The 23,341-nt window shown below is 51.9% G+C and carries 8 protein-coding genes; 2 read left to right on the forward strand and 6 right to left on the reverse strand.

Annotated features, from left to right (window positions below):
- Positions 1-700: 700 nt before the first annotated feature.
- The 3 genes from JF44_RS0110925 to JF44_RS0110935 form a co-directional block, all read right to left on the reverse strand.
- Complete coding sequence (locus JF44_RS0110925; RefSeq protein ID WP_033069036.1) at positions 701-1,735, reverse strand: helix-turn-helix domain-containing protein; 1,035 nt, start codon at positions 1,733-1,735, stop codon at positions 701-703.
- A 227-nt stretch (positions 1,736-1,962) separates the two neighbouring features.
- On the reverse strand, positions 1,963-3,864 hold the full coding sequence (locus JF44_RS0110930) for a hypothetical protein (RefSeq protein WP_081944416.1): 1,902 nt from the start codon (positions 3,862-3,864) through the stop codon (positions 1,963-1,965).
- A 33-nt stretch (positions 3,865-3,897) separates the two neighbouring features.
- A complete protein-coding gene (locus tag JF44_RS0110935) occupies positions 3,898-4,179 on the reverse strand; it encodes a hypothetical protein (RefSeq protein ID WP_033069038.1) in 282 nt (93 codons plus the stop codon).
- Positions 4,180-4,573: 394 nt separating this feature from the next.
- On the opposite strand from JF44_RS0110935, the gene JF44_RS0110940 reads away from it, so the two are divergent.
- Complete coding sequence (locus tag JF44_RS0110940) at positions 4,574-5,536, forward strand: ABC transporter ATP-binding protein (RefSeq protein ID WP_052065770.1); 963 nt, start codon at positions 4,574-4,576, stop codon at positions 5,534-5,536.
- Positions 5,533-6,909 (forward strand): hypothetical protein, encoded by a 1,377-nt coding sequence (locus tag JF44_RS0110945; RefSeq protein WP_033069039.1) that lies wholly within the window; start codon positions 5,533-5,535, stop codon positions 6,907-6,909. The genes JF44_RS0110940 and JF44_RS0110945 overlap by 4 nt, the downstream gene beginning before the upstream one ends.
- On the opposite strand, the gene JF44_RS0110950 is transcribed toward JF44_RS0110945, so the two are convergent.
- The 3 genes from JF44_RS0110950 to JF44_RS0110960 form a co-directional block, all read right to left on the reverse strand.
- On the reverse strand, positions 6,902-7,240 hold the full coding sequence (locus tag JF44_RS0110950) for a hypothetical protein (protein ID WP_156111667.1): 339 nt from the start codon (positions 7,238-7,240) through the stop codon (positions 6,902-6,904). The genes JF44_RS0110945 and JF44_RS0110950 overlap by 8 nt on opposite strands.
- Entirely contained in the window at positions 7,228-19,536 is a 12,309-nt protein-coding gene (locus tag JF44_RS0110955; protein ID WP_033069041.1) for a ricin-type beta-trefoil lectin domain protein, read from the reverse strand. Before JF44_RS0110955 ends, JF44_RS0110950 begins: the two co-directional genes overlap by 13 nt.
- A gap of 298 nt (positions 19,537-19,834) precedes the next feature.
- Complete coding sequence (locus JF44_RS0110960) at positions 19,835-23,338, reverse strand: tectonin domain-containing protein (RefSeq protein ID WP_156111668.1); 3,504 nt, start codon at positions 23,336-23,338, stop codon at positions 19,835-19,837.
- Between the last annotated feature and the right edge of the window lie 3 nt (positions 23,339-23,341).

Raw genomic sequence — 23,341 nt, forward strand, 5'->3', positions numbered from 1 at the left:
GACGGCTGACCATCAGATACGAAAAGTCCGCAGAAAACTTCCTTAATATGGTCCGGATTTTCGCAATCAGATGTTGGGCCAATTGAGTCCAGACCCTAGTATGAGTCCAAGCGAACTCCGCATCCCGCTCAATACTGAGAAGTTTCTGGAGAAAAGCGGAGTCCACGCCAAATTTCAAGCCCCCTCTTTAATTGAGAGTGCATAATACGGGGTCGGCCAGATGGGGTTGGGCCACCACTAGCCGCCCCATGCAAACGGCATCCACCAAACACGCAGGTAATGTAAAACCGGATCCAACACAGTCCATCAATCCGACCTATTCATATTCTTCATGCTACGCATCAGCTTGTCGAAATCTGCAACAAAGATTCGCTGAACAACCGTATGGACGTGACTGTCGGGCAACTTGAGCGCGCGATCAGTGATGGTTAGGTCACTTGCGCTTTGCACTTTGCACTTTGCAGTCGTATCAGAAGGGGACATATTGCGGGAACACGAACATGAGCCTGAAGTTACTTAATGTTTGGCCTCGCAATTGGTAGTTTCTCCACCTCACAGATACAGAAACTACCAAATTGAGTTTTATTCCCTTATCAATCGTATTAGATGACAGAAAAGGTGACATTTCTCCAAATTGCGGCAGTCGTCTTATCTACGCCTCTACAACTTCAACAGTGCTTCAACTGGATGTGTCTAGCTTTTATCCCGCCAAACTGTGGAGCCAGTTTTCGTATTCCCGATCAAGCTCCATAGCCGGACCAAGATGCCATTTCGAGCTGGGGGTGCTGTTGCGCCGGGCATCGCGGGGGGACAGTCCGTACTGATGCCGGAACACCCGGCAGTAATCACTTGGTGAGCTGAACCCACATTCATCCGCAATCTGTGACACCATGGCTTTCGGATCGATCAGCAACATTCGCAAGGAACGCTTTAGTCGCAATTGGCGGATAAAGTTTTTGACCCCGCCCTCTTCTTCAAACAGTCGATAGAGATTGCTCCGCGACACATCAAGTTCGTCGCAGATCATGTTCGGATTGAGCTTCTGATCGCCAAGGCTTGTTGCAATCAAAGTTTTGATTTGGTGTTTCATCCGCCAATGACGCAACAAGGTCATGCTTTGATCAGGGTCGTCTGCGTCATTCAAGCACACTGCAACCATCGACAGCACAGATGGCAAAAGCGGCCGCAACTGATTGTAATTCAGTCCGGGAAGATTCCGGTCCAGCAGAATCATATAATCGCTGAGCAGATCGGCAATTGGCGTTCCCTTGCGCAAACAGCGCATATGCTGCCCATCCGGGTTTTTAAGCAACGGTGCCAACCGTGCACGCGGTAAAATCAGGGAAATATGATTGAAATCGCTGGTATGGCTTTGCATTTCCTCGGCCATATCAAACACGATTAAATCGCCGGTCTTAACTTCACCACTTCCACGCTGGGTCTGCCATCGCATGCCCCCGCGCAGGAAAAGCTGGATCATGTAATGGTCCATGCCATCACGTGCGACATGGAATGGTGTCCGCCACCAGTCGGTTTCGACCGTCTTGGTATTGGCCACCATGAAATCATCAAAACGAAACGCGTCGATTACCGCAGAAAAGGCGTCGGAATTACGTAGTTCCTGATCCGTATCAATATCAAAAATGCACGAGATGCTATCGGCCCATACCTCATAGCGCATGCTGTCTTCGACATCTTTGACGTCAAAGCATGAACGTAAGATCGTATTATCCATCCTCCCAAGTCCCCCGACAATTGATGGATGTCAGTTTGATTTTTCAAACGACCAGAAACTGTCCCAACTTCTGATGTTTTTTTTATTATCCATCTGGATAATCCCCAATCGATGGGAATCTGTCAAACCCTGCACCAAGAAAAATCACTTCCCGGCGCAACACTTCAACCTTTCTGTTTCCATATCACGCTGATGGGGAACGCGATTAGCAGTCTTTTCTGTTAAAACTAGAAATAGATAAACTCAACGATTTGATCGATAAAGGATGGATCATCGTCCTCGTTGGTGAAATCCATATCGCCGTCACCATCTTCGTCGATCAATTCAAGATCGCCACGACGAAATTCGCGATACACATCGGATTTCGACAGATCAAGCATTGTTTTCGTCAGGTTATTAGTTGGCGCAAACCAATGTTCAAACCGGTCACGCAGCAACTTCATCGATGACTTGTCAATCGGCTTCCCGGCGTCATCTTCAACATCGCTCAGAATTTCGTCTACTTCTGCTGTCTCATCGACAGATGATGCCAAGCGTGGTGTTAGAAGAATGATAAGCGATGTTTCTTTTTTCTGTTTCGTGGCATTACTAAACAGATATTGCAAAACGGGGATTTTACCCAGAACCGGAACTTCATCCGTTGTATCGGTCTCGTTCGAACGGGTCCCTCCGCCCAGAACCAATGTCTCGCCGGTCCGCAAAAGCGCGGTGCTTTCGATCTTGTTCTTAAGGGTCGAAATCTGACTGTCGAACCCGACCGCATCGCTTTTGCCGGTGAATTCATCAAACTCGGCGGTTGCGGCGACGCGTACCCGACCATCTCCCTGAACTTCAGGTGTCACACGCAAGGTCAGACCAACTTCCTTGTCAAAGGAATCTGCACCATCACCGGTCACCATATAGGTAACCTCCGAGCCCAGGAAAAAGTTAGCCGGTTCACCGTCAAGAACGGCCAAAGACGGCCGCGCCATGATTTTTGCATAACTGTCTGTCACATTCGCAATATTGAGCGAATAGGTAATGCCGTTTGATCCATCCCCCAACGCAACCTTGAAGGACTGATTGCGTTGCAGTTGATTGGTCTGAGCCCCGTTGTTCGATGTAAAATTATTCGCCCAATCCAGAGGATTTCCAGAAAAAGTGACCTGTAAGGATTTGAGCAAGTTCACCCCGTGAGACGTCGCACTGGACTCTTCCTGGCGAATGATCACAACATCAATGACCACCATGTTCTGCAATGATGGTCCGGATGTGTTGTCAACGGTCCTCGCCCCACCGCCACTGCCAAGCGGTCCAAGTGATGTACTCCCACCACTGCCACCGAAGAAATTGGCGTTGCGGACGGTTTCCTCACCCCGATAACGATCATAAAATCCTGACCACTGGCTCACGCGACGGGCCAATTTGCGTCCGCGAAATGCACCAACCGTCTGAACATATTGCGCGGAAAGTTCTTCTGCGCGCTGATCTTCACCCAAGGCGGCATATGTCATCGCATTGGCACGAATAACCTTCGGCGCCTGTTCAAAACCATCGGGTAAATGCCCAAGAAGCACCCGTGCAGTATCAGGATCGTGGTCATAGTAACTTGCCACGGCCAAATCATAGAGAATCTCGGGGCTGTTCGCTTCGAGCAACATTGCCTCTGCCAGAAAATGGCGTGCTGCATGATAATCCTCATGCTTGAGATGCCAGTGCCCCAAACGGTACGCAGCCATCCAGTGGGTGGGGTCCATCCGAAATGCCGTTTCGTAACCAACCCGCGCCAGATCGTTCGCTTCCAGACCGTCGCGCATTGATTTCAATTCATACACAAGCCCGTTGAGAAAGTGCAAATTCGGATCACCCGGGGCAAGGGACAGGGCATAGTTGATCGACTTGTTGGCTTCTGCGAATTCACCATTGGCCAAATGCAGAATTCCTTCGGCACGGTACTGCCCGACCTGATCGCCAATAACCGCACTCTCATCAAGTTCACTGCGCACAATATTTAGCGCGGTCGGATTCATCCTTTCCGAGAGCTTGACGTCCGATTGCACTGTTTGTGGCGTATGGGTTGACTGCGTAACACAGCCCGCTAGTGATCCAATGACCACCGCGCCACCCAAAACCTTGCCCAAGACTTTCATAGATTCCCCCGTACCAGATACCGCTTCTTCTGCCTAGTTTCCCGGCTGCAAAATGATGTTATTGCCAGGTTCGCGGTATCCAACCGGCACCCATTTCCCCTGCTGTTCATCAAGGATCCAGCTACGACCGGTTTTGCTATCAATCATCAAAGTGCCATAGCGGATGTCGTCGTTGCCGTCACCGACTGACCGTTTGATAATGACGGTGCGGAACCGCCCTTCGTCATAGCTTTCCTGCGCAGACGTCGCCGGTGCGTTCATAACGGCGATAGATGCGATCATTGCAAATGCGCAAACGACTCCGACAACCTTCATCGTCTTATTTCTCCCTCAAAAATCCGATATTTCGAATTCGCCCCGGATGCCCTGATTTTTTTATATTCCGTCAGCGCGCCCTTCTCAGGCGCATTTCCAAGCTCTTCAAAGATAGACGCGCAAAACCGCCAGACGAACTTGTTGGGTCAGAACGTCAAGTTTTCCCCGTCATTTTTTCGTTCTTCAAAAGACGCTGGGACAAACGGAAAACTTCGTGCATTCGATAACAGTCATGTGAATCCGGACCGTAGTTGCACTTCGCGCCAAAGACATCTCATGCCGTCCCGAACATGACCGGATTTCCGGGATTCTCTCGGTTGCATCACCTGAAAATTCGACGGATAAAACTCATCAAAACCGCGAGCACCAAAAATCCGAAGGACATTGTTGGGTCGTGCATAAATTGATTTCAATTAACGGATTGTCATTTTCCTATGGCCGGAAAAAAGCTCTGCATAATGTTTCGTTTGATTTGGAACGGGGCGGGATTACCGCTCTGATTGGACATAATGGCGCAGGCAAGACCACGCTGATGCGCGCGATTACCGGAATGCTTCCGATCCCCTCGGAACAGGTCTTTGTCAACGAAGTCGATGTCGCCCAGCATCCACGGCAAGTCCACCAGATGGTCAGTTTTCTGTCTGATACGCTTGGTTTCTATCCGGCATTAAGTGTTGCGGATAATCTTGCCTATGCCGCCGCAATCAACGGTATGCGCGGCACCTCAGCACAGCAGGCCGTGGAAGACACACTGCACCGTCTTGATCTTTATAGTAAACGCGATGAACTGACCGGCAGCCTGTCACGGGGCTGGCGTCAACGGGTCGCGATTGGTCAGGCCATCGTGCATGCCCCGCGGTTTCTTGCCCTTGATGAACCTGCGACCGGACTGGATCCTGATGCCCGTTTGGCATTGTCAAAACTGTTTGAAGCCTTGCGTCAGGACGGGTTGACCCTTCTCGTATCCTCGCACATCCTGGCCGAGCTGGAAGATTATTGTGACAACATCGTGATGCTGGAAGACGGGAAACTCATCGGGCAACGCGACCTACAGCATTTTCTAGAGACCGGGATTGGCGAACCACGACAGCTTCAAATTGAACTTATTGATGATCTGGCCTCGACCGAAAGAGCCTTGCTCATTCTGTCACAGAACACACAATGCAGTGACATCACCCAGAACGGCAATACAATCATCGTACGCTTTAACGGGAACGAAAACGAACAGCATATGCTTCTTAAGAACTTGTTTGCTGCCGATGTCAAAGTTCGCTGCGTTGCTGAAATCAATGCGCCATCGCGAGAGTCCTTGCGCGATGCCTATACACGGATGACGAACAAAACGGATCAGGAATGATCAGCGAATTTCGTAAGAACCTTTTGCTTGGCAAGTTCAAGAAGAACGTGATCATTGATGTCGGAACTGTTCTTGGTCTGATCGCGGTGTCGGTTGCGATTGACGATTTGAGCTTTTCATTCTTCACCGAACGTGTTGCAAAAATCCTGTTCATACTTGTTGTGATGCTCCGCGGCACCCGCCTTGTCAGCGAAACACTGGCCGATGAATTTCAGCACAACACCTGGGATCTGGTCAGACTGTCGCGACAATCTGCATTCACCCTTGTCTGGTCAAAACTTTTTGGCAGAACAGTCACTGTCTGGATCGGTGGCACCATTGCCATGCTGGCTTATGGTATTGCCGAGGCCTCTTGGCTTGATCTGACAACAATCGCAGTGGTCATTTCATCCTTCATTGTCGCAGGACTGGTTGCACACACCACAACTTTCCTCGCTCAGCTGATGTTCATTTATCGACAACAGGCCGAAGGCAATGACGTCGGCAAAATGCACCATTTGGGCATGCAGATTGTCGGGCTTGTCGTTGCCTTTCCCTTGTTATCGCAGGCCTATGGCACGGGGAGCATATCCAATGTTCTGGACGGTGTTCTCTGGTATGGATGGTATATCGACTTACCGATATTCATGTTGGGGGCGACATTGTTTGGCATTGTCTGGGCAGTCATCGGATCGGTCATGGTTTTGCGCCACCTTTTGGCCCACCCACCTTCAATCTGGGCATGGCCGGTCTTCCTCATCACTTTTGCCCTTACCATTGGCGGGCTCGAAACCCTGCCCTATAGCCTCTATTACATCGGAACATTATTTTCAGGCGGCGTTGACCATATTCAATTGATCACGCTGGGTGGAGCTGCTTTGGTTTATGGTCTTTTATGTCTTGAACCGATAGGCCCCAATCATCTGGCGGTTCTAACGGATCGCCTTTCAAGAACAACCACCACATCGTTACTGCGATATGTTCCGCGCAGTTTTCAGACCGGTATTTTACTATCTGGCCTGATCGCGATCGCCGCCATATTTTCCGACATCAGTGTCGAGGCGACCGACAAACTGCTGCTTGTGATCTTGTATCTTGGGCGCGACGTTTTGGCGATGTACGGCATTTCTTTATGGAGGGCCCGTCACGGCACAACATTGTCAGGTGCGCCTGTCGTGGTTTTCATTCTGCTTGTTTACTTTGTCTTGCCGCTCGGCCTTGCGCAGTTTGGACTGGAATTCTTCGCCCGCTTAACCTCACCGATTGTGGGGGAAGGTTGGCCCGCGATCCTCTCGGCGGTCATACAGTTTGGTTTTGCATTTACCCTGTTCGGGCAACAATTCAGGTTGTTTTGCACCAAACAAGAACCGGCACAGCATAGCCGTCTTATCTAACCCAATCAGGGCGGTCGATCGGGGCATCATCGTCACTTGATGTCTGATCATCAATGTCGCTGCTTTCTTCGCCCAATGCTTCGTCAATGGCCGCAAAAAACGCCCCGGATCGGCAGAAACTCTCTGCCTCTTCCTGTTCAATACGAACGTCTTCCCCATCCATGTCTTTGGCCTCGGCCATAAGTTCGTCAATGATCACAAGACATATTTCGATTTCCTGGGGAGACGGGGTTTCAAGTTCGTAATCCTCGTGCGACGTTTGGGCAGACACCCCGGTTGTCACGCCCGTGCAAAACCCCATGACAAGCAAAACCCTTACTAGTGACGCCATTTCTGGTTCCAGTCATTGTGGCAAGAATAAAGGATCAGTTCGGTCATATCCCTGTCGCTGGCACCGCGGACATCCATGCAAAGGCCAGAACGATCATGCTGTAAACGCGACCCGTTCCATCGCCACAACTGGCCCTTGGTCGTTGACCGGCAACTATAGGTCTTGATTTTCGCATGACTTTTGTTGCTCTCCGGTTCAAGACAAGAACCGTTGGCAACACTGCGCAGACGGAATGTGCCGCGACTATCCGCGGGGTGGCCGATCATTTCCCACTGCTGAGAGCGATCACCATTGCCTCGGTAAATAACGGCTTCACGCTGACTGTTCACATCAAGGCGACGCCGCCCGCGACCGTAACTCTCAATCCCGAATGCGCTCTTGATCAGATGATAGTCCTGATGTCGTGTAAACGCCCATTCCTGATAGCTACTTGATGCACATTCATGTGGCAGCATCCGTGTCCCCATTCCAACCTGAGAGGACGCCATATCAATGCAAAGCCCCGAATTCAGGTTTCTGATTTTAGCCGAGGTTTTATCCCGAAGCTCTTTGGGGCGCTCGTCGCTTGAAACCCACTGATATTCAAACTTCTGGCGTGGCTCTACCGGATCACAGTTTTCAAATCTGTAAGCATCGCGTTTGTTAACCGGTTCAGACAGACATTTGTCCCTATTCCCCGCGAGACGAAGCGTGCCATCGCGGAACAGGCCAAATTTCTGATCACACGCCCCGGTCTGCATCACATTGCCTGACAGGGTCATGCAATACGGATAGTTGGCAGGACGCAAATACGCCTGTTCAAATGAAGGAACCGGACCATACGGATCCTTTTCTGAATACCCGCCCGGGACGTTCTGTCCAAACACCTGAACTTCACGGAAATTCAGCACCCGGTTATCAGGTGCCTGAAGGCGGATGTAACGTGCGGTAACGGGCTTGCCGTTTTTAACAAACCGCGCATCCGCGACCGGCTGATTGCTAAGTGTTATGGTTCGGTCACCTTTCGCAACATGATCATAGAATGCGAAATCATCCATGCGGCTGAACGGATAATTAGATGCCGTTACCCGCACATCGGAAAGACGGTCAAAACAACAATCGGTTCGGTTAAAAATGCGCACCAGCTCGATCGGATAGTGTCCACCAAGATCAACTTCCCACCATGGGCGGTGTTCTTCGGTCGAATGGAACAACCCGCCCATCCAGTTATCCACGCCGCGTTCTGGCGGGTTATCGGGATAGCTGCTTGACGCAGACACTGTTTTTCCGGCTGCCAGATTTTCAGCACTTGCTTTTCCAGCCGGGTCGCGGCTCAGCACCGAAAGCTCCGCAAAATTCAGATACTCGTTACTTTTGGCCTGTATCCGGACATAACGCCCATATACCCCATCGGGAATACCAAGATCATATGTCTTGCGACCACCTTGTAAATTCAACGTCCGGATGGATGGCATTTTTTCAAGTACACTAAGGTCCTGTGTCTCAATCGGGTATTGCGAAATGAAGACACGCGCCCCGTTCATCCGGTTCAATACCGGCTGGCTGCGGTTGTAATTGTCGACAACAATCCGCTCAATCCTGTAATTCGCGCCCAGATCAACCTGCCACCATGGATGACGATCAGCCCGCGCATAGGCCATCTGGTTTTCTTCCTGACCCGCAATGCCATCATTGCCGTTTGCCGCAACAGTTGCCGAGGCCAGTTGCCGTGACATCGTAGCCGGCTTGTTTAAAGCCAAGTTTTCATATTTGGGTGGTGCGGGCGGTTTGCTGACCTCACGCCCCGTACTCATGACTTCAACTTCGGCCAATCCAAGTTCTGTGCCATTCACTGTCCGGACCCGGACATAGCGTGCGACATTCTCTTTGAATGATAGGCCTGCCTGCCGTTGATCCGTGGTGATTGACTGTCGAATGACACCATCCCCGGTAAAGCCACGATACAACCCACGGCCAATTGGCTCATTGGTCAGAAGGACTTCAGTGTCCATCAGGCTTTCAGAGCGATGAGCATGCAACCGCACTTCACGGATCGGATAATACCCGCCAAGATCGACTTCCCACCAAAGATTGCCGTCGCGGCTTTCCATCCAGCTTCCATTCAGACCACGACCGGGTTCACGCAAGGCAAAGCTGTTTCCATCAACCGCATAGGATGCTGCGCTACTGCCTCTGTCGTCATATCGCTGCCATGCCTTCTTGCCACGTGCAATGTTGCGAACGGGCAAAACCGTGCTGCCATCACGGACCGCTTTGGGTTCACCAAATACCGTGACCTCGGCAAGGTTCAGGGCACCATAGGCTTCTCGTGTCAGCATGATATGACGCCCTTCAACACCATCGGTCAGGAAACCCTGCCCACTGACGAGATCGGCAGTGCGATACCGTTTGATATCGTCATTGGGCCAGGACCAAACCGGCACACCATCAAACGGATCGGCTGAGATCATCATCACAAGATCAGCCGTCTTATGATCAATCCCAAACAGCTTCACCCGATCAATCCGGTACACCTTGCCAAGATCAATCATGACAGTTGGCGTCAAGGCCGCCGGCGTCTCGACATTGGCCGATGTATTGCCGTCGGTAAGCTCGGCACCTGTTAGGCTACCATTGCGTTTGACGTCACGCCCCATCGCAAGGTTATGAAGATAAACGGCTTCAAACCGTTGTGACTTTCCATCGTTGCATGTTCGGAACTGTGCAACGCCCTTACTGTCAATTTCAAAGCACCTATCACTGTCCTGCTGGGTAATGCGTCCTTCGCTTACCATGTAACGCCGGGCAGTATCGTTATTACAGGCATAGCCAACGACCTGGTTGTTGTAATGATCAAGGCACAAGGTTCCGGCAGGGTCCCCGATTGCAACAAATCCGTCGTCCTTGAAAGTGAATGCCTGCGCTAAACCACCGACACAATCACGCAAGGCGATTTCCTTAAACCGGCTATCAAACGCATCACGCCCGGTCATCGTCAGACATTGGTCACTATTTGGCTGACGCAGTGACACGTTCTTACCAGAATTTGGCAACTTGCCCCGGGCATTCGCGATCATATCGGCCCGCAGGTTCTTTAACCGTTCGGCTTCTTCTTTTTCGCGCTGTTCACGATCAATGCGTGCCTGTTCTCGCTGGGCGGCCAGTTCTTCTTCATTTAAGGCAAGCCGTGCGATATCGACCGGTTTTTTCGGTGCTGTACGGCGGAAGAATGTGACTTCCTGATTTTCAAACAATGCGAGGAACAAACGCGCAAGATCACCGATTTGCGTGTTCTGGGGGCGCCCGACATCAAAGGCAATCTTGGTTTCGATATCATTGTGGTTCCAGAAATCCCCCTCAAGATAAAGCTCACCCTTAGTATCTACGATGTTGGCAGCCAAGGCCCCTTTCATCGTTGCGCGTTTGATGTTCAGGTTTGCCGGTTTGATGGCCCCTTGCAGTAATTTATCGGCCAGCGTGATCGTATTATTGGCGACTGATTGTGCAGCCTTAACACTGGTATCTGCCACGGCAACTGCTGCCAGTGCTGTTGACTTCGCAAAGATCAGTGGTGCGACCTCGGGGTGCAAATCGACCGGGAAGTTTTCAACAGTCCGTGCTGCGACTTCCAGCCCGCTCTCGACAATACTAAGGGTTTCGCGTGCAATCGTGATGGCGACCACAACACCTTGCTCTGCAATCCAAAGTCCCGGAATTTTCAGTTTTTCAAAAACGTTCCAACTGCTTTCCGCTGCCAGTCGTTGGCGACGCAGATTGTTGCGCGTGTTTTCAAGCGACGACAGTTTTGCCTTCTGATCACTCACGGTATCGCGTGCCCGGCGCAGAAGACTTGCCCCCTGCTCGCGCTGACCTCGAACCTTTTCCCGTTTGCTTTCAATCTGCCGTTCAATGTTCTCGACACTGGACTTTGCCCTGGCAAGGTTCTTTTGCGCGATATCAAGGTTCTTGTTGACGTCGTCCCGCCCTTTGGAGATCACCGCCCCCATCTTGACCTGCAACCAGTCGGTCAGGCCGTTATCCACATCCGCCCAGTATTCCACACGTTCGGGCACCAGTATCGAGCCCCCTTCCGACCAGACGAAAATATCGGACTTAAACAGGCCTGCCAGCTTATCTGTGGTTCGCAATACAAAGTGGGTTGGCAAAAGCGAAATAATGACTGACTTGTTGGTCAGGCCAAGCATGTCCGCCTTGGCTTTCAGCACCAACGCGTTCTGCTTTTCCCCATTTTTCTCAATTGTTGCGGCACTAAGCTCGGCATCTGCGGCAAGCCTAAGCGGGCCAAGATCATTGACCCGGATTTTCTGTGGATGTTCTTGCAAATAGGAGAAGAAGCTTTTCCCCAGTGCATCGATCACCTGACTGCCAAGAAACAGGTCCTGTATCTTGCCGGTTTTCCAAATCGGTTCCATGGTGACCGTAACATCTGGAACATCCGGATCGCCAAAGATCTTGTGCTTCACCGACAGGATCAAAGGATTGCCCTTGATGAACGACTTTGAAGCCCCCTCAAAGCTAAACCCGCTGATAAATAGTGGTGTTGTCTGCTTAAGCCAGGTTTCGACCGCGGGCGGTATTTTCAGGACCGGGAAAATCTGCTCGAACAGCACATTGTCGATCCCGGTTTCCCCGGTCGCCTTCACGATAAAGTCGGTATCCGATGAAAGAAGGTTCGCCCCTTCAGGTGTTTCGGCCTTGATGTCGAGCTTGCCAATTTCGCCGTAGTCTTTGATGATCCGGAATGAAATTTGATCTTTGGACAGGTTCACAACCGTCCGGTCATACGTCCCGGGGAACAACGACACGTCGCCCGCAAGTTTGAAATGCGGCGGCTGGGTGATCGGATTAAGGCCCGCACCGATATCGATATTGGCCTGTCGCAGATCCAACAGCCCCAATTTGATCGGCTTCAGATCGCCATAGACTTTCAATCCGTCCTTGAATGTCAGTCGATTATCAAGCGCACCCAGTTCGCGGGGTGCTTGGCCCATCAAACGGGCAAAGAAACGCCCCTTGGTAACAAACCCGACCGTGGATTCACCTTCTTCCCCCGGTATCACGGCACCCGGTGTACGGAACATGACCTGTGCGCCTTTGACCGACAAAAGTCGCAATGGCAATTTATCCAGCTGCATCACCTTGACAAGGCTGGTGTTGGAATCGTTCAAAGTTCCTTTAAAGGTATTAAATCCGTTTGCTGCGGCCGGCCCAAGCCCCTTGGCAATCTCGCCCGAAAGCGGACCTGTCAGAACACCACGCATAGCCGCATCCATAAGTTCAAGCTGGGTCAGCATCGACAATTCGGTTTGTTCCCCGAATTCAAGATTGATGCCCAGTTTCTTGGGGATTGGTATCCCTGCTGCCGCGAAATTGATGCTGGTGACAAATTCGGATGTGAAATCGAAACTCTTCTTTCCACCATTGTCCGGATCAAGCAATCGCCATTGCCCGGCCGATTTGATCCCGAATTCAGCCGACCCGTCCGGATCCCCACCGACAGTAATCGCTGCCTTGCGCAAGGTGACATTGTCGTTGATGCCAAGCGGGCTTCTCCAGTCGCCATCAATCGCCCCGGTCAGCTTGAACGCCCCGGCCCATGAAACCGCATCGATGCTGGCAAGAAGACTTCCCTTGAACGCCACCTTGTCACGGATATCAGGTTGCGCCAGACGCGGAATATCAAGCGTTACATTCCCTGCAACCCCAACCCGGGCGGCCAGATGTTCAAGAGAAAACTGCAAGAAGAACTCCGACCCGGCCCGGTCAAAATTCACAAGGCTGGCAAAGGATTTCAGATCATCGCCAAACTCAAGTTTGGGTAATTTTGCCGCCAGATAAATATTGGGATTTCCCGATAGAATACCGCCAAGTCCCCCGGCCAGAATAAGACGGTCGATCCGGGCACCTGATGGCCCGAACAGACCAAGGTCCTCTATCAGCATGTTCTTCAGATCAACCGGCGACGTTGGTAAGTCATCGGGCGTCATGCTGGCCATCATGGCAACACCATCTGGTATTTGAATAACCGCATCATCCCCGTAAATTCCGCGCACCATATCCCCGGCAACATCGGGCAGCGTTTCGGTTTTCACATTGTCAACACGCCCGGATGAAAAGCTAAGGACGGCTTTGGGAAACTTAAGACCGCTAAGACCATCAAGTATTTTCTTGATCTCACCCGGTGCTGAATTGCCAAATGCTGCGAAATCAAGATCGGGAACTTCCATCATGGCAACCACTTGCTTCCCCGATGAGAAGAAGGCCGTTTTCCCATCAAGACCAAGCGATGGCCATTTCACATTTGCCGACAGTCCGCGCATTGATATCGACGCATTGGCAATCTGAAAATCGCCAACCGATCCGATGCCCGGAATGTTCTTGATAAACGGAACGTCTGCCAGCTTAAGATCGTTTTCGATTGAAAGAACAACGTCTTTTAGCGCGCCATCACGTGCCTGAATTTCCCAAAGTCCCTTAACCGCATGACCATCAATCCGGGTCGTGGCATCAAGACCGACATCAAGCTGCTTTCCACCGCCAATCGATGCCAATCGTCCACGAAGGCCGATATCCTCCAAATCGACAAACGGCAGGCCAAACGCCCCTTTCCAGTCAATCAGCGACTGTCCCGTTAACGCCAGCTCCATGCCCGTTTCCTGCTTTGCAACACCAAGCCCGCCCGACAGGGTCATTTTTTGCGCATTAAGCTGCAAAGACAGATCGGAATAAACACCAAGATGCGCAGTCTTTTTTGTCAAATCCGCGCCAAGTGCAAAACGTGCCTTGGTATCATCCAGCGCCAGAACACCGGGAATTTCGAAAATATCGGGAAACTTGAAACGTGGAAGGTCGGCCGCCAGCTCAAACGCGCCGGACTTTTTCAAAAGATTGCCAATCCGGCCGGAAACAATCAGATCCCCCTGAACCATGTCAAAGAAATGCAACTGACTGGCCAATATGTCGGCCACCGGTTTTGGCAGGTTTTCCCGCCCTATCCGCCCAACCAGTGTCATACCGCTTTCGATATTCTGGCTGGGCAAACTTGCCAGCAAGTCCGATAGCGCATTGGCATCAGACGTCTGGCTTTGAAGGGCACTGAGTGCAACCGCGCTGCTGTTTAAAATCAATCCGGCTTCCGGCAATTTGATGCCCGACAACACGGAATTTGCAGCCCCACCCGCCTTTTCGATCAAACGCGCCAAATCAATTCCGGGCAATTTCAAAAGCCCGACATTACTGCCGCCTACTTTCTGAGCCGACAGTTTGACGTCATTCAAACCCAAAACAGGCCAATCAACCGTCGCCACAAGTCCGGCACGCGAAATCTGCGCTGACTTCAGGCTGAACTCATTGATCAGCGGCAAGGTGCCGATAACCGGAATATCTCCGACCGAAAGATCATTTTCTAGCGCAAGAACAACATCCTTTAACCCGGTGCTGGAGAATTCAATATCGCCCTTGGCTTCCATGCTTTTGCCCGAAACCAGCACTTTCGTCGCACTGGCAAGTCGAATACCGGTTTGACTGTTTGCTTGATCGAGATCGGCTGACACCCGCATTTCATCAAGTGTCAGGAACGGAATACCAAACGCACGTTCCCAGTTAACCGGCGTGTATCCCGACAACAAAAGCCGGGTTGCGGTGTTGTTCTTCTCAAAAGCCAGCTTCCCATCAAGCTGAAGCTCCTTGCCCGGCAGCTTCAAGATCAAACCACCATTGGCCGCCAGTTTAACAACGACCTCACCAGTGGCTTTGCCGTCATCATCAAGTACATTGGTTCCCGTAAGGCTCAACCGGCTCGACTGCAACGCCACGACCTTGCCGACATGGGGTATCGAGATTTCTGGAACATCGGCATAAAGCGCAACATCGCGCAACTCATCGGGACTAAATTGCGGTTTTTGCCCTTTGATCAACCCTTCAAGTTGCCGTGCGGGTAACTGCCCGGAGAAACGAAAATCGCGTTGGCCTGTACCAACCGTTCCCAATGCTTTTCCAAGTGGTGAGTTATCCTTGATTGCGGCTGCAACCGAAAGATTAAGCCCTTCCTTTAACGCAAGTGTGGAGAATGCGGCTTCCTTGTCCGACAGGGCTGCCGCGATGATTTCCGGAAGTTCAGCGGCCTCAAGCGTGCCTGATGTTCCCGGTGGGGCAAGAACCAGCGCACCATTTTCCAGAACCGCATTATCAAGGGGTGTTCCCGCAATCCCCGGTATCAGACGTGCGGCATCAAATCGCTTTTGTGCCAAGGCCAGCACGGGCAATTTGGCGCCGGTATCGCGAAAGATTGAAAAGACGGTCTGCGCTCCGGCAAGTTCAACTTTCCCCGAGACTTCCCGCGTTGAAATCCGGGCTGTCGAAAGGGTGATCTCCGATAAAACGGGAACATCAAGTCCACTTAGATCGGCAAGGCTGATATCGCCCGTCCAATCTAACGCCGCGGTTTTTGTAGTCCCGCCAAGACCAACATTTCCCGAAATTGCGAACGGCTTTTCGTTCCGGCCTAAAACGCCTTTTGCATCGATGCGCAAGACTACATCGCGTTTCGCTGTCCCTGCATCCACTTCGACAAAGCCATCGACGGATAGTTTTTCCGCAGGCAACGGAACACGCAGATCAAAAGTTCCCGCAATACCGGCCTTAAGTCGCGTACTCCCATCTCCGCCTGACGGCTCACCCCGAATGGCGAACTCCCCCTTAAGGAGTGCCAGGACTTCCGGTGCGCCGGGCAGTTTCACATCTGGCAAACCTGCCTTCAGATTAACCTGCGCAAGCAACGCTCCTGCTGCTCCGGATTTGGTTGATTTGCCCCGCCCCATAGCACTTAGCTGGGCTAGGACATCGCCGGGAAGGGTGCCATAAAGACGCACGGGCTTGGGGTTACTTTGCCCCAGTGTACCCAATACTTTGCTGATGACCGGTGATCGCCCAATATCGGATGTCGCATCAAGATATAACCCACCCGACCACGGAATGTCGCTTTGCCCAACGCGGTTCAGGACATCGCGGAAACCTTCTGGCAAGCCGGTCATACTTGCAATCTTGCCCAAATTCGGTGCAGCCCCCGTCTTGGCATAAAGCAATGTAGACTGGCTGATATTCAGGCCCGCAAGCGGTGTTTTGTCCAATCCGGGGATCAGGATGTCCGCTGTCAGCTCCGAACTGGCAATCGCAACCATCGGCGTGTCCTTGAATGAAATCATCGCAAAATCGGACTGCGACGGACCAAGTTTCACCGATCCATACGCCATCCCGGGCGCAAGCCGAAGATCATTTAACGCCAGATCACCAAGACCGGGTATGTCATAGCCCACAAGATCACGAAGGTTTGCATCCCCTTGAACGGTAAGGCCGAAATCACGTTGTCCCATCCCAAGTGACAAGGAAGCCATGCTTTTGATTTTAAGCGACTTATTGTCATACCGTGACGCAAACTCCACCGGCAATTCAATCGCCAGCATCACGTCGCGTTTGTCGTTTGTTTTAATATGCGCCTTCGCATCCGAACGGATATCAACATTCAAAAATGGCAGCCGCCCGGCAACCGGCATTTCAATGCCGGCGAACAACTCCCCATCCTGACCTTTGATCGTCAGGTTTGCCGCCCCTTCTATCTGCAAGAATTCCTCAATCCCGGGCAATTTAAATCCGGGAATTTCCGCGATGAGGTTAATCCCCTCCAGATCGCTGGCTTTTGGTCGCGTAATGGCCTTGCCGCGTGATTTCACCAATGTTTGAAACAGGTGTGCTGGCAATACACCGCGCACGGACAGAATCTGTGGAGCGCTACTTGTTGTTGATTTAAAGATTTGCGAAAGAACCTGGTTTTTCGCGACCGAATATTCCGACCAGTAATTCGCACCGGGAACCAATGTGATGTCATCCGCCCCCGACTGGCCCATACCGCTAGCCTGACGCACTGCCGCTTCAAGCGGTTTGGGCAAGTCGGTTAAGCTCAGACGGTTTTCGTTCTGCGCGACATTTCCGTTCCGGTCCAGACGCAGCAAGATGGCCTGTTGCGGACTTTCGATCCCCCCAAGCGATGTTTCCGCCAAACCGGGGATCACCGCATCAGGTTCAAGGTTCTGGGCGGCGATCCCAAGAATGATGTCGTCATTTGAACGCGATATAAACAGCTGCCCTTTGGCCCGCCCGTAATCAAGCGATGCAACTATGCCACGTGGTGATAGGAACACCTCTTCAAATCTAAGGGTTTTGAGATTCCCGACCGGAATATCAAGCAACTCATCAAAGGAAATCTGCCCACTCAACTTGATATGCTCAAGCATCGGACGGTTTGCAGCATTGCGGCTGATCCGTGTTTCAACTGCAAGACCACCGCGCTTCAAATTCACCGTGCCCGGATCAAATTCGCCGCCACTTAGAACCAACGCATCCGATGCATCAACCTTTGCCTCCAATCCAACCGAAACGCCAAAATCGCGCGCATTCTTCCATCCCGGCAAAGTCAATTGCCCGGTAATCCCTGCGACCGCAGCATAGGAGCCGTTCTTCGTGCCGTCGAAATAGATCCCAAGTCCGGTATCAAGCGCCTTAAAGCCCGGCAAACTTGCAAGCCGGAAGTCGCTGACGGTGCCTGTCACAAGCAAAGAGTCGATAATGTCCTTTTCAACACGACGTCCGTCACGTGACCGGCGGAAATACTCGTCGATATCGTCTTCTGGCTCGTCAAACAATCTGCTATCGACCTGCCCTGTAAAGGAAACCGACGCTCCCTGTTTGCCAAGATATCCAAGAACCCTGCCATATGGGCTTTGGCGGATATCAGGCTGGGAAAACAGAACATTCAAAACATCGTATTTGCTACCATTGGGGGTGCCAGATTTAATAGATCGCGGGTCAAGATCGGGTGCAACACGCCCCAGAAGTTCACGCATCGCACCGGGCAGTTTGCCGGGATCAAATTCCTTGATATCTTCAGACATATAGAAGAACAGGCCATCAGGAATCCCCTTGATATCGAAAGCCGTTCCCCGCACACCGGGGAAAAAAGCATCGGTTCGAAAGGCCCCTTTTTCCGGGACAAAGGCCACATAGGCCGCTTTGCCCTTTTCTTCCGCGATAAAGATTTTACCATCGATGTCGCGTGCCCGCGTTTCGCCAACCGTCAATCGACCATTGCGCGTGACATTTTGCACCCGGACTTCGCCAAACCCGGGAATGTCCAACTCTGTCAAAGCATTCAGGGACGGCCCGCCAAGGATCAGGTCAAACTCTTTGCGCCCGTCTTCGGTATCAAGATCGGCGGCAATTTCAAATGTCTGACCGCTGCTTGTTTTTGCCCTACCCGATGCGGTCAATACCTGCTCAAACTCTTTGGTCAGACCAAACGTCACTGTAAGCGCCGTTGCCGTCCCGCCATTATACCGGAGCCGGCTGGCTTCTTTTTCCGGTACATTTGCGGTGATCTCGAACCGGCGGTCATCGTCCCCCGGGGTCGGGTTCAGGATGATCTCACCGATGGCATTTAGCTTACGCACCCCCATGCCAATCGAAAGATCGGTTGCCCCCCCGACGAGAAACCGACCAGCTTCCGATCCAGTGACCGTAAGCGTCATGGATTTGCTGCTGACAAAGCGCGATATTTTTGACGGTCGAATGCCGTCAAGTATCATCGAAAGGGCAAGCTTGTTGCGCTCCTTGACGTCAACCGCCTTGGTCCCATCAAGGTAAAATGCCAAAAGATCCTGACCAACAACCCCGGTCAGGGACGTTTCGGTTTTTCTGAAATCAAGGGGCCGGACAAGGGGGGCAATCATTTCTGATCGGGTGATATCGACCTGGCCTAAAAAGTTCACCCCGCTTTTGAGTTTTAACTTCGAAGTCTTGCCAGCATATGTCGCCAACTGATCTTTGATGGATGAGGCCGTATTATCAAGATCAAGTTCTGTGGCCTCGCGCACGATGATCAGATAGCCCTTCTCGGCACGGATCGTGTTAAGGCCAACATCCGTCGGTTCGCTGTAGATATCGGCAAAATCCAGCGCCTCAAACGGCACCAGAACCAACCAGCTCTCGTCCTTTTCCGTGTCCTTTTCGTTGGCATCAAAGAAAACGGCGCTGCGTTTTTTACGCCCAAGCGTTGCCCCGTAGACCCGACCATTCCGGTCAAGTTCTTTTGGAAGGTAGATCGATATTTCCGGTATTTTGCCGATGGCCTGAAGAACGGCTGCCTCGCGTTCTTCTACCGTCTCCGCCCGGGCACCCAAACCGGGTCCGGTTAAAAACGGCAAAAAGACAACCAACACAATCGACAGACGCGACAGTAAACCCACAGCCCAGCAACCCCGGCACACTCATGATGAGAATCACTTTTCCTCATCACTAGGGTAAAGAAGGGCCCACCGTCATCGAAGAGCTTGGGACATATCTGCTGATATTTCCGAGTTATCGGGTGTTTTTCAGAATACTTTGAAACAGAATGTAGAAACGGCCCTGAAAAAGCACATCACTGACCAACATACGAAGCTCCATACCCCGGAAACATTCAAAGATATTATCTGTTTCCAAAACATTTCTGATTAGGAGTTGGCCGGGTTAGGAGCACCACATGGCTCCCAACCCAGTTTAATCTTAGTCATAGACTGTCATGGAGCCATCCGGGCGGGCGACCCAGATTTCACCATCCGGACCGATCGACACAGTCTGTGCCTTGGTTTCATCGACGCCCTTCCAGTTTTTGTCCTTGGCGTTCCATTTATACAAAACGTCTCCGTTCGGGCCGCCAAGGTGCCAGACCGATCCGTCAAGCCCAACTGCGACGTCACGGGCAGATCCGGGCATCTCGTTCCAGCGGTTATTTGCGAACTGATAGATTTCGCCATTTCGGCCAACAGACCAGACTTCTCCATTCGCACCCGCCGCAATTCTGGACACATTTCCCGGAACTTGCACCCAACCATTGCCGCCCATGCGATAGATGCTGCCATTCCCGCCAACATGCCATTGGGTACCTGCGTCATCGACGGCAATGTCCGAAGCCCAGCCCGAAATCTGGGTTTTCTTGCCGAGGGAATCGATGTTCCACATTTTGCCATCCGTGGTCAGGATAAAGGCATTGTTTGCAAGCCGGTCGGCTTCAACATGTGCGACACCGGATGCAAGAACCTGCTTCCACCCCAAATGTCCTTTGGGTTGGATGTAAAGCGAGCCACTTCCACCGATATGCCAGATATCCCCGCTTTTGCCGATGCTGACCTGGCTTGCGATACCGGCGACATCTCGCCACTTCTTGGGACCGGACATCACGACATAGGTAACTGTTGGTTCGTCGACCTCGATATGCGTGATCGTAATCCCGTTGTCCTGCACAATGGTTTTGGTTGAATCAATGAACGAGCCGGGATCAGCCATTGGTGGGCGCGACGCTGATTTGTGTCGATACATGACAATCGCGTTATCTGGCCGCAATGCCCACAATGTACCCGCCTCGCCAGCATCTACCTGATGGATGGTTCCGCCATTGCCTTTCTTCCACTGGCCGTTATAGGACAGCCGGAAGACCTCGTTACCCAGACTGGTAATCCAGACCGCACCTTCGGGACTGACCGCCACATCCTGGGCTTTCCGGCCAAAGTCTTTCCATTGGTCGTTCAGAAGATAATGCAGTTTGTCATTTGTATCGATGACCCACAGCATGCCTCCCGGCCCTGCCGAAATCTTTTTGGCTTTGGGGCCATTGACCCGCTGCCATCTAAAATCATCCGGGCCGGAAACATAAAGGCTGTTGCTGCCGCCAATATGCCATTTGCGTCCATCCGGGCCAACATCAACAGCGTGTCCGATCCCCGGTACATTGCGCCAGGAACGGCCATCATAGACCTTCATTGCCCCCCCCTCGAAAAGGGCAAAGGCCTCTTTTCGGGCGGGCATTGCGGCGATATCGACAACGTTATTTCCCCCGCCGATTTCCGACCAAGTGTTATCGTTTACCGGGTCAGCCCAATAGACATGACCACCACCAACATGCCAGACATCACCGGACGGCCCCGCTGAAATGGCTGTCGCACCGCCATCAAAATTGTGCCACTGGCCTTCGTTATAAACAAAATACAGCGGATCCGCGCTGAAGCGGGTGTCCTTGTAATGCGCGCCTGCCGCAGCTTCGATCTTTTTCAGATCACTTGCCGAAGGACGTACTTCGTTGCTGGCAGCCAAGGCCCAGTATGAATAAACCTTGGCGGCCTCATCCTTGTTTTGCAGCCAGACTTTCAGGCTTGGTTTATAGGATTTGGCATGTTCAAGTGCACGCATCAGTGCTGGACGCGCATCAGCCTTGGCCAGGTTTTTGTTCAACTCTGCTTCAAAAATGGCTGTTGCGATCTCAATGACGATTTGCGGCCCGCTCACCGCAAGCATCTTGGTGATCAGTTTTTTTGATACCTTGAAGGCCGCCTTTGCCGCAACACGTGCGGCATCATCGGCCCGTTCACCCATTTCCTGACCGACCTTTGTTGCGACCTTGCCAACGTCATCACTTGATCCAAGGATATTATCGACACTGTCTCCTGCCTCTTGCCCAACGCGCTTCATTTTATCTTCGAGGTTGGTTATTTCATCAAATTGGTCGTAGTGTCCGTCTGTTCTGTTGGGAAAAACTTTGTAGATCATTTGATCGGCAACGCTGCCATCATCAAGTGGAACAAGAGCCGTTGAAAACATGCCGAGTGTCGGAACTGCCGCCACTGTATTGACCAGAGCGGCACGGTTGGTCACCTGCTCAAAGTTCGGCGGCACAGGTAACAGATCACTGAACAGGAAACGCATATCCGAACGTCCTGCTTTTGTGTTAGCTTCCTGCTTGTTCTTAAGCTTAATAGTCTGGGCCGCGTGCCAGACGTCATAGGCTTTTATGGCCTCTGTCGCCAGATACACGCGATAGCCGTTGGCAAAAGTTTCTATTTCCCGGATCAGGCGCCCTTCCGGGCTGCTGGCAGATACACGACCACTTTCTACAGCGGAAATTACGTGATTAAGTACCGCATAACGCAATGCTAGGCTTTCTTCGGGAAACTGTGCAATTTCCTGCCAAAGCGCTTCGACGGAGCGTGTCCCGTCCGTTCCAACAGCACGGCCCATGCTAACAGCAATACGTTCGAGTTCCGTGCGCTCTTCGATCAATTTCAGGACGACTTCGGCCGCACCGTCCATCTGCATGAAGCCTTTGCCCGCATAAGGCGCCATTTCCCATTCAATCGCAGGGGCAAGGCACCCGCGCGGCGAATCAACGGATTCCTTTGATCGGGTATACCCGGCCGGGCAGCTATAACAACTACCAAAGTTCTTTGGGTCCCAGAATGCGTTGTTACCATATTGCTTGCATCCTGCTTCGCCTTTTTTCTCAGCCGATGCCGTTTCAAAAATCGGACGCCCGCAAGCCTGATTGCTTTTGACCGAGTTGATCGTGCGAACATAGCCATCCGGGCATGACCAGCAGGTGCCGCCATCAATCAAATCATAAACAGTATTATCGCCACCACATTCTGCACCTTTGAATTCCGCCTTGCGCCAGCTAAACTGCAAAAAGCCCGTCACACGTTCACAGGCTTTGTCGGAGTATACCGGATCAAATATGGTCCGGTTATAGCCCGACGGGCAGCGCCAGCAAGTGCCCCCATTATACATGTCAAAGAAGCTTCCGGAGGGGCACTGCGACACGCCACTAAGACGTTGTGCCGGTTTTGCATCACTGAAGATATCTTTGTCCGTGACCTTATGACAGGCCGTGCCTGTCGTGACATGGTCACCTGATCGGGAATAACCAGACGGGCAGGACCAACATGCTTCAAGATCGTAAAACTGTCCCGACGGGCAGCTTGTACCCGGTTTTCCTTCATATTTGGCCGGTCGGCCCTCACAGCTTTCCTGTAGGTTGCCGTTTTTATCAAGCCCCCCACAAGTGGTTTCTGCCCTTGCCGGGGAATTGGCAAACATCATTCCGGCCAAACCAAGTATCAGAACGACCAGAGCAACCGTGAAATGCCACCCGGAATAGCTGACAGAGTTTCTTGTTCTTGTTTGAGGTATACGTTGGTGCGCCATATCCACAGAAATGGACGCGTTGTTTGTGTTGCTCATGTC

The organism is Thalassospira australica (genome assembly GCF_000763295.1).
In the GTDB taxonomy this organism is placed as follows: Bacteria; Pseudomonadota; Alphaproteobacteria; order Rhodospirillales; family Thalassospiraceae; genus Thalassospira; species Thalassospira australica.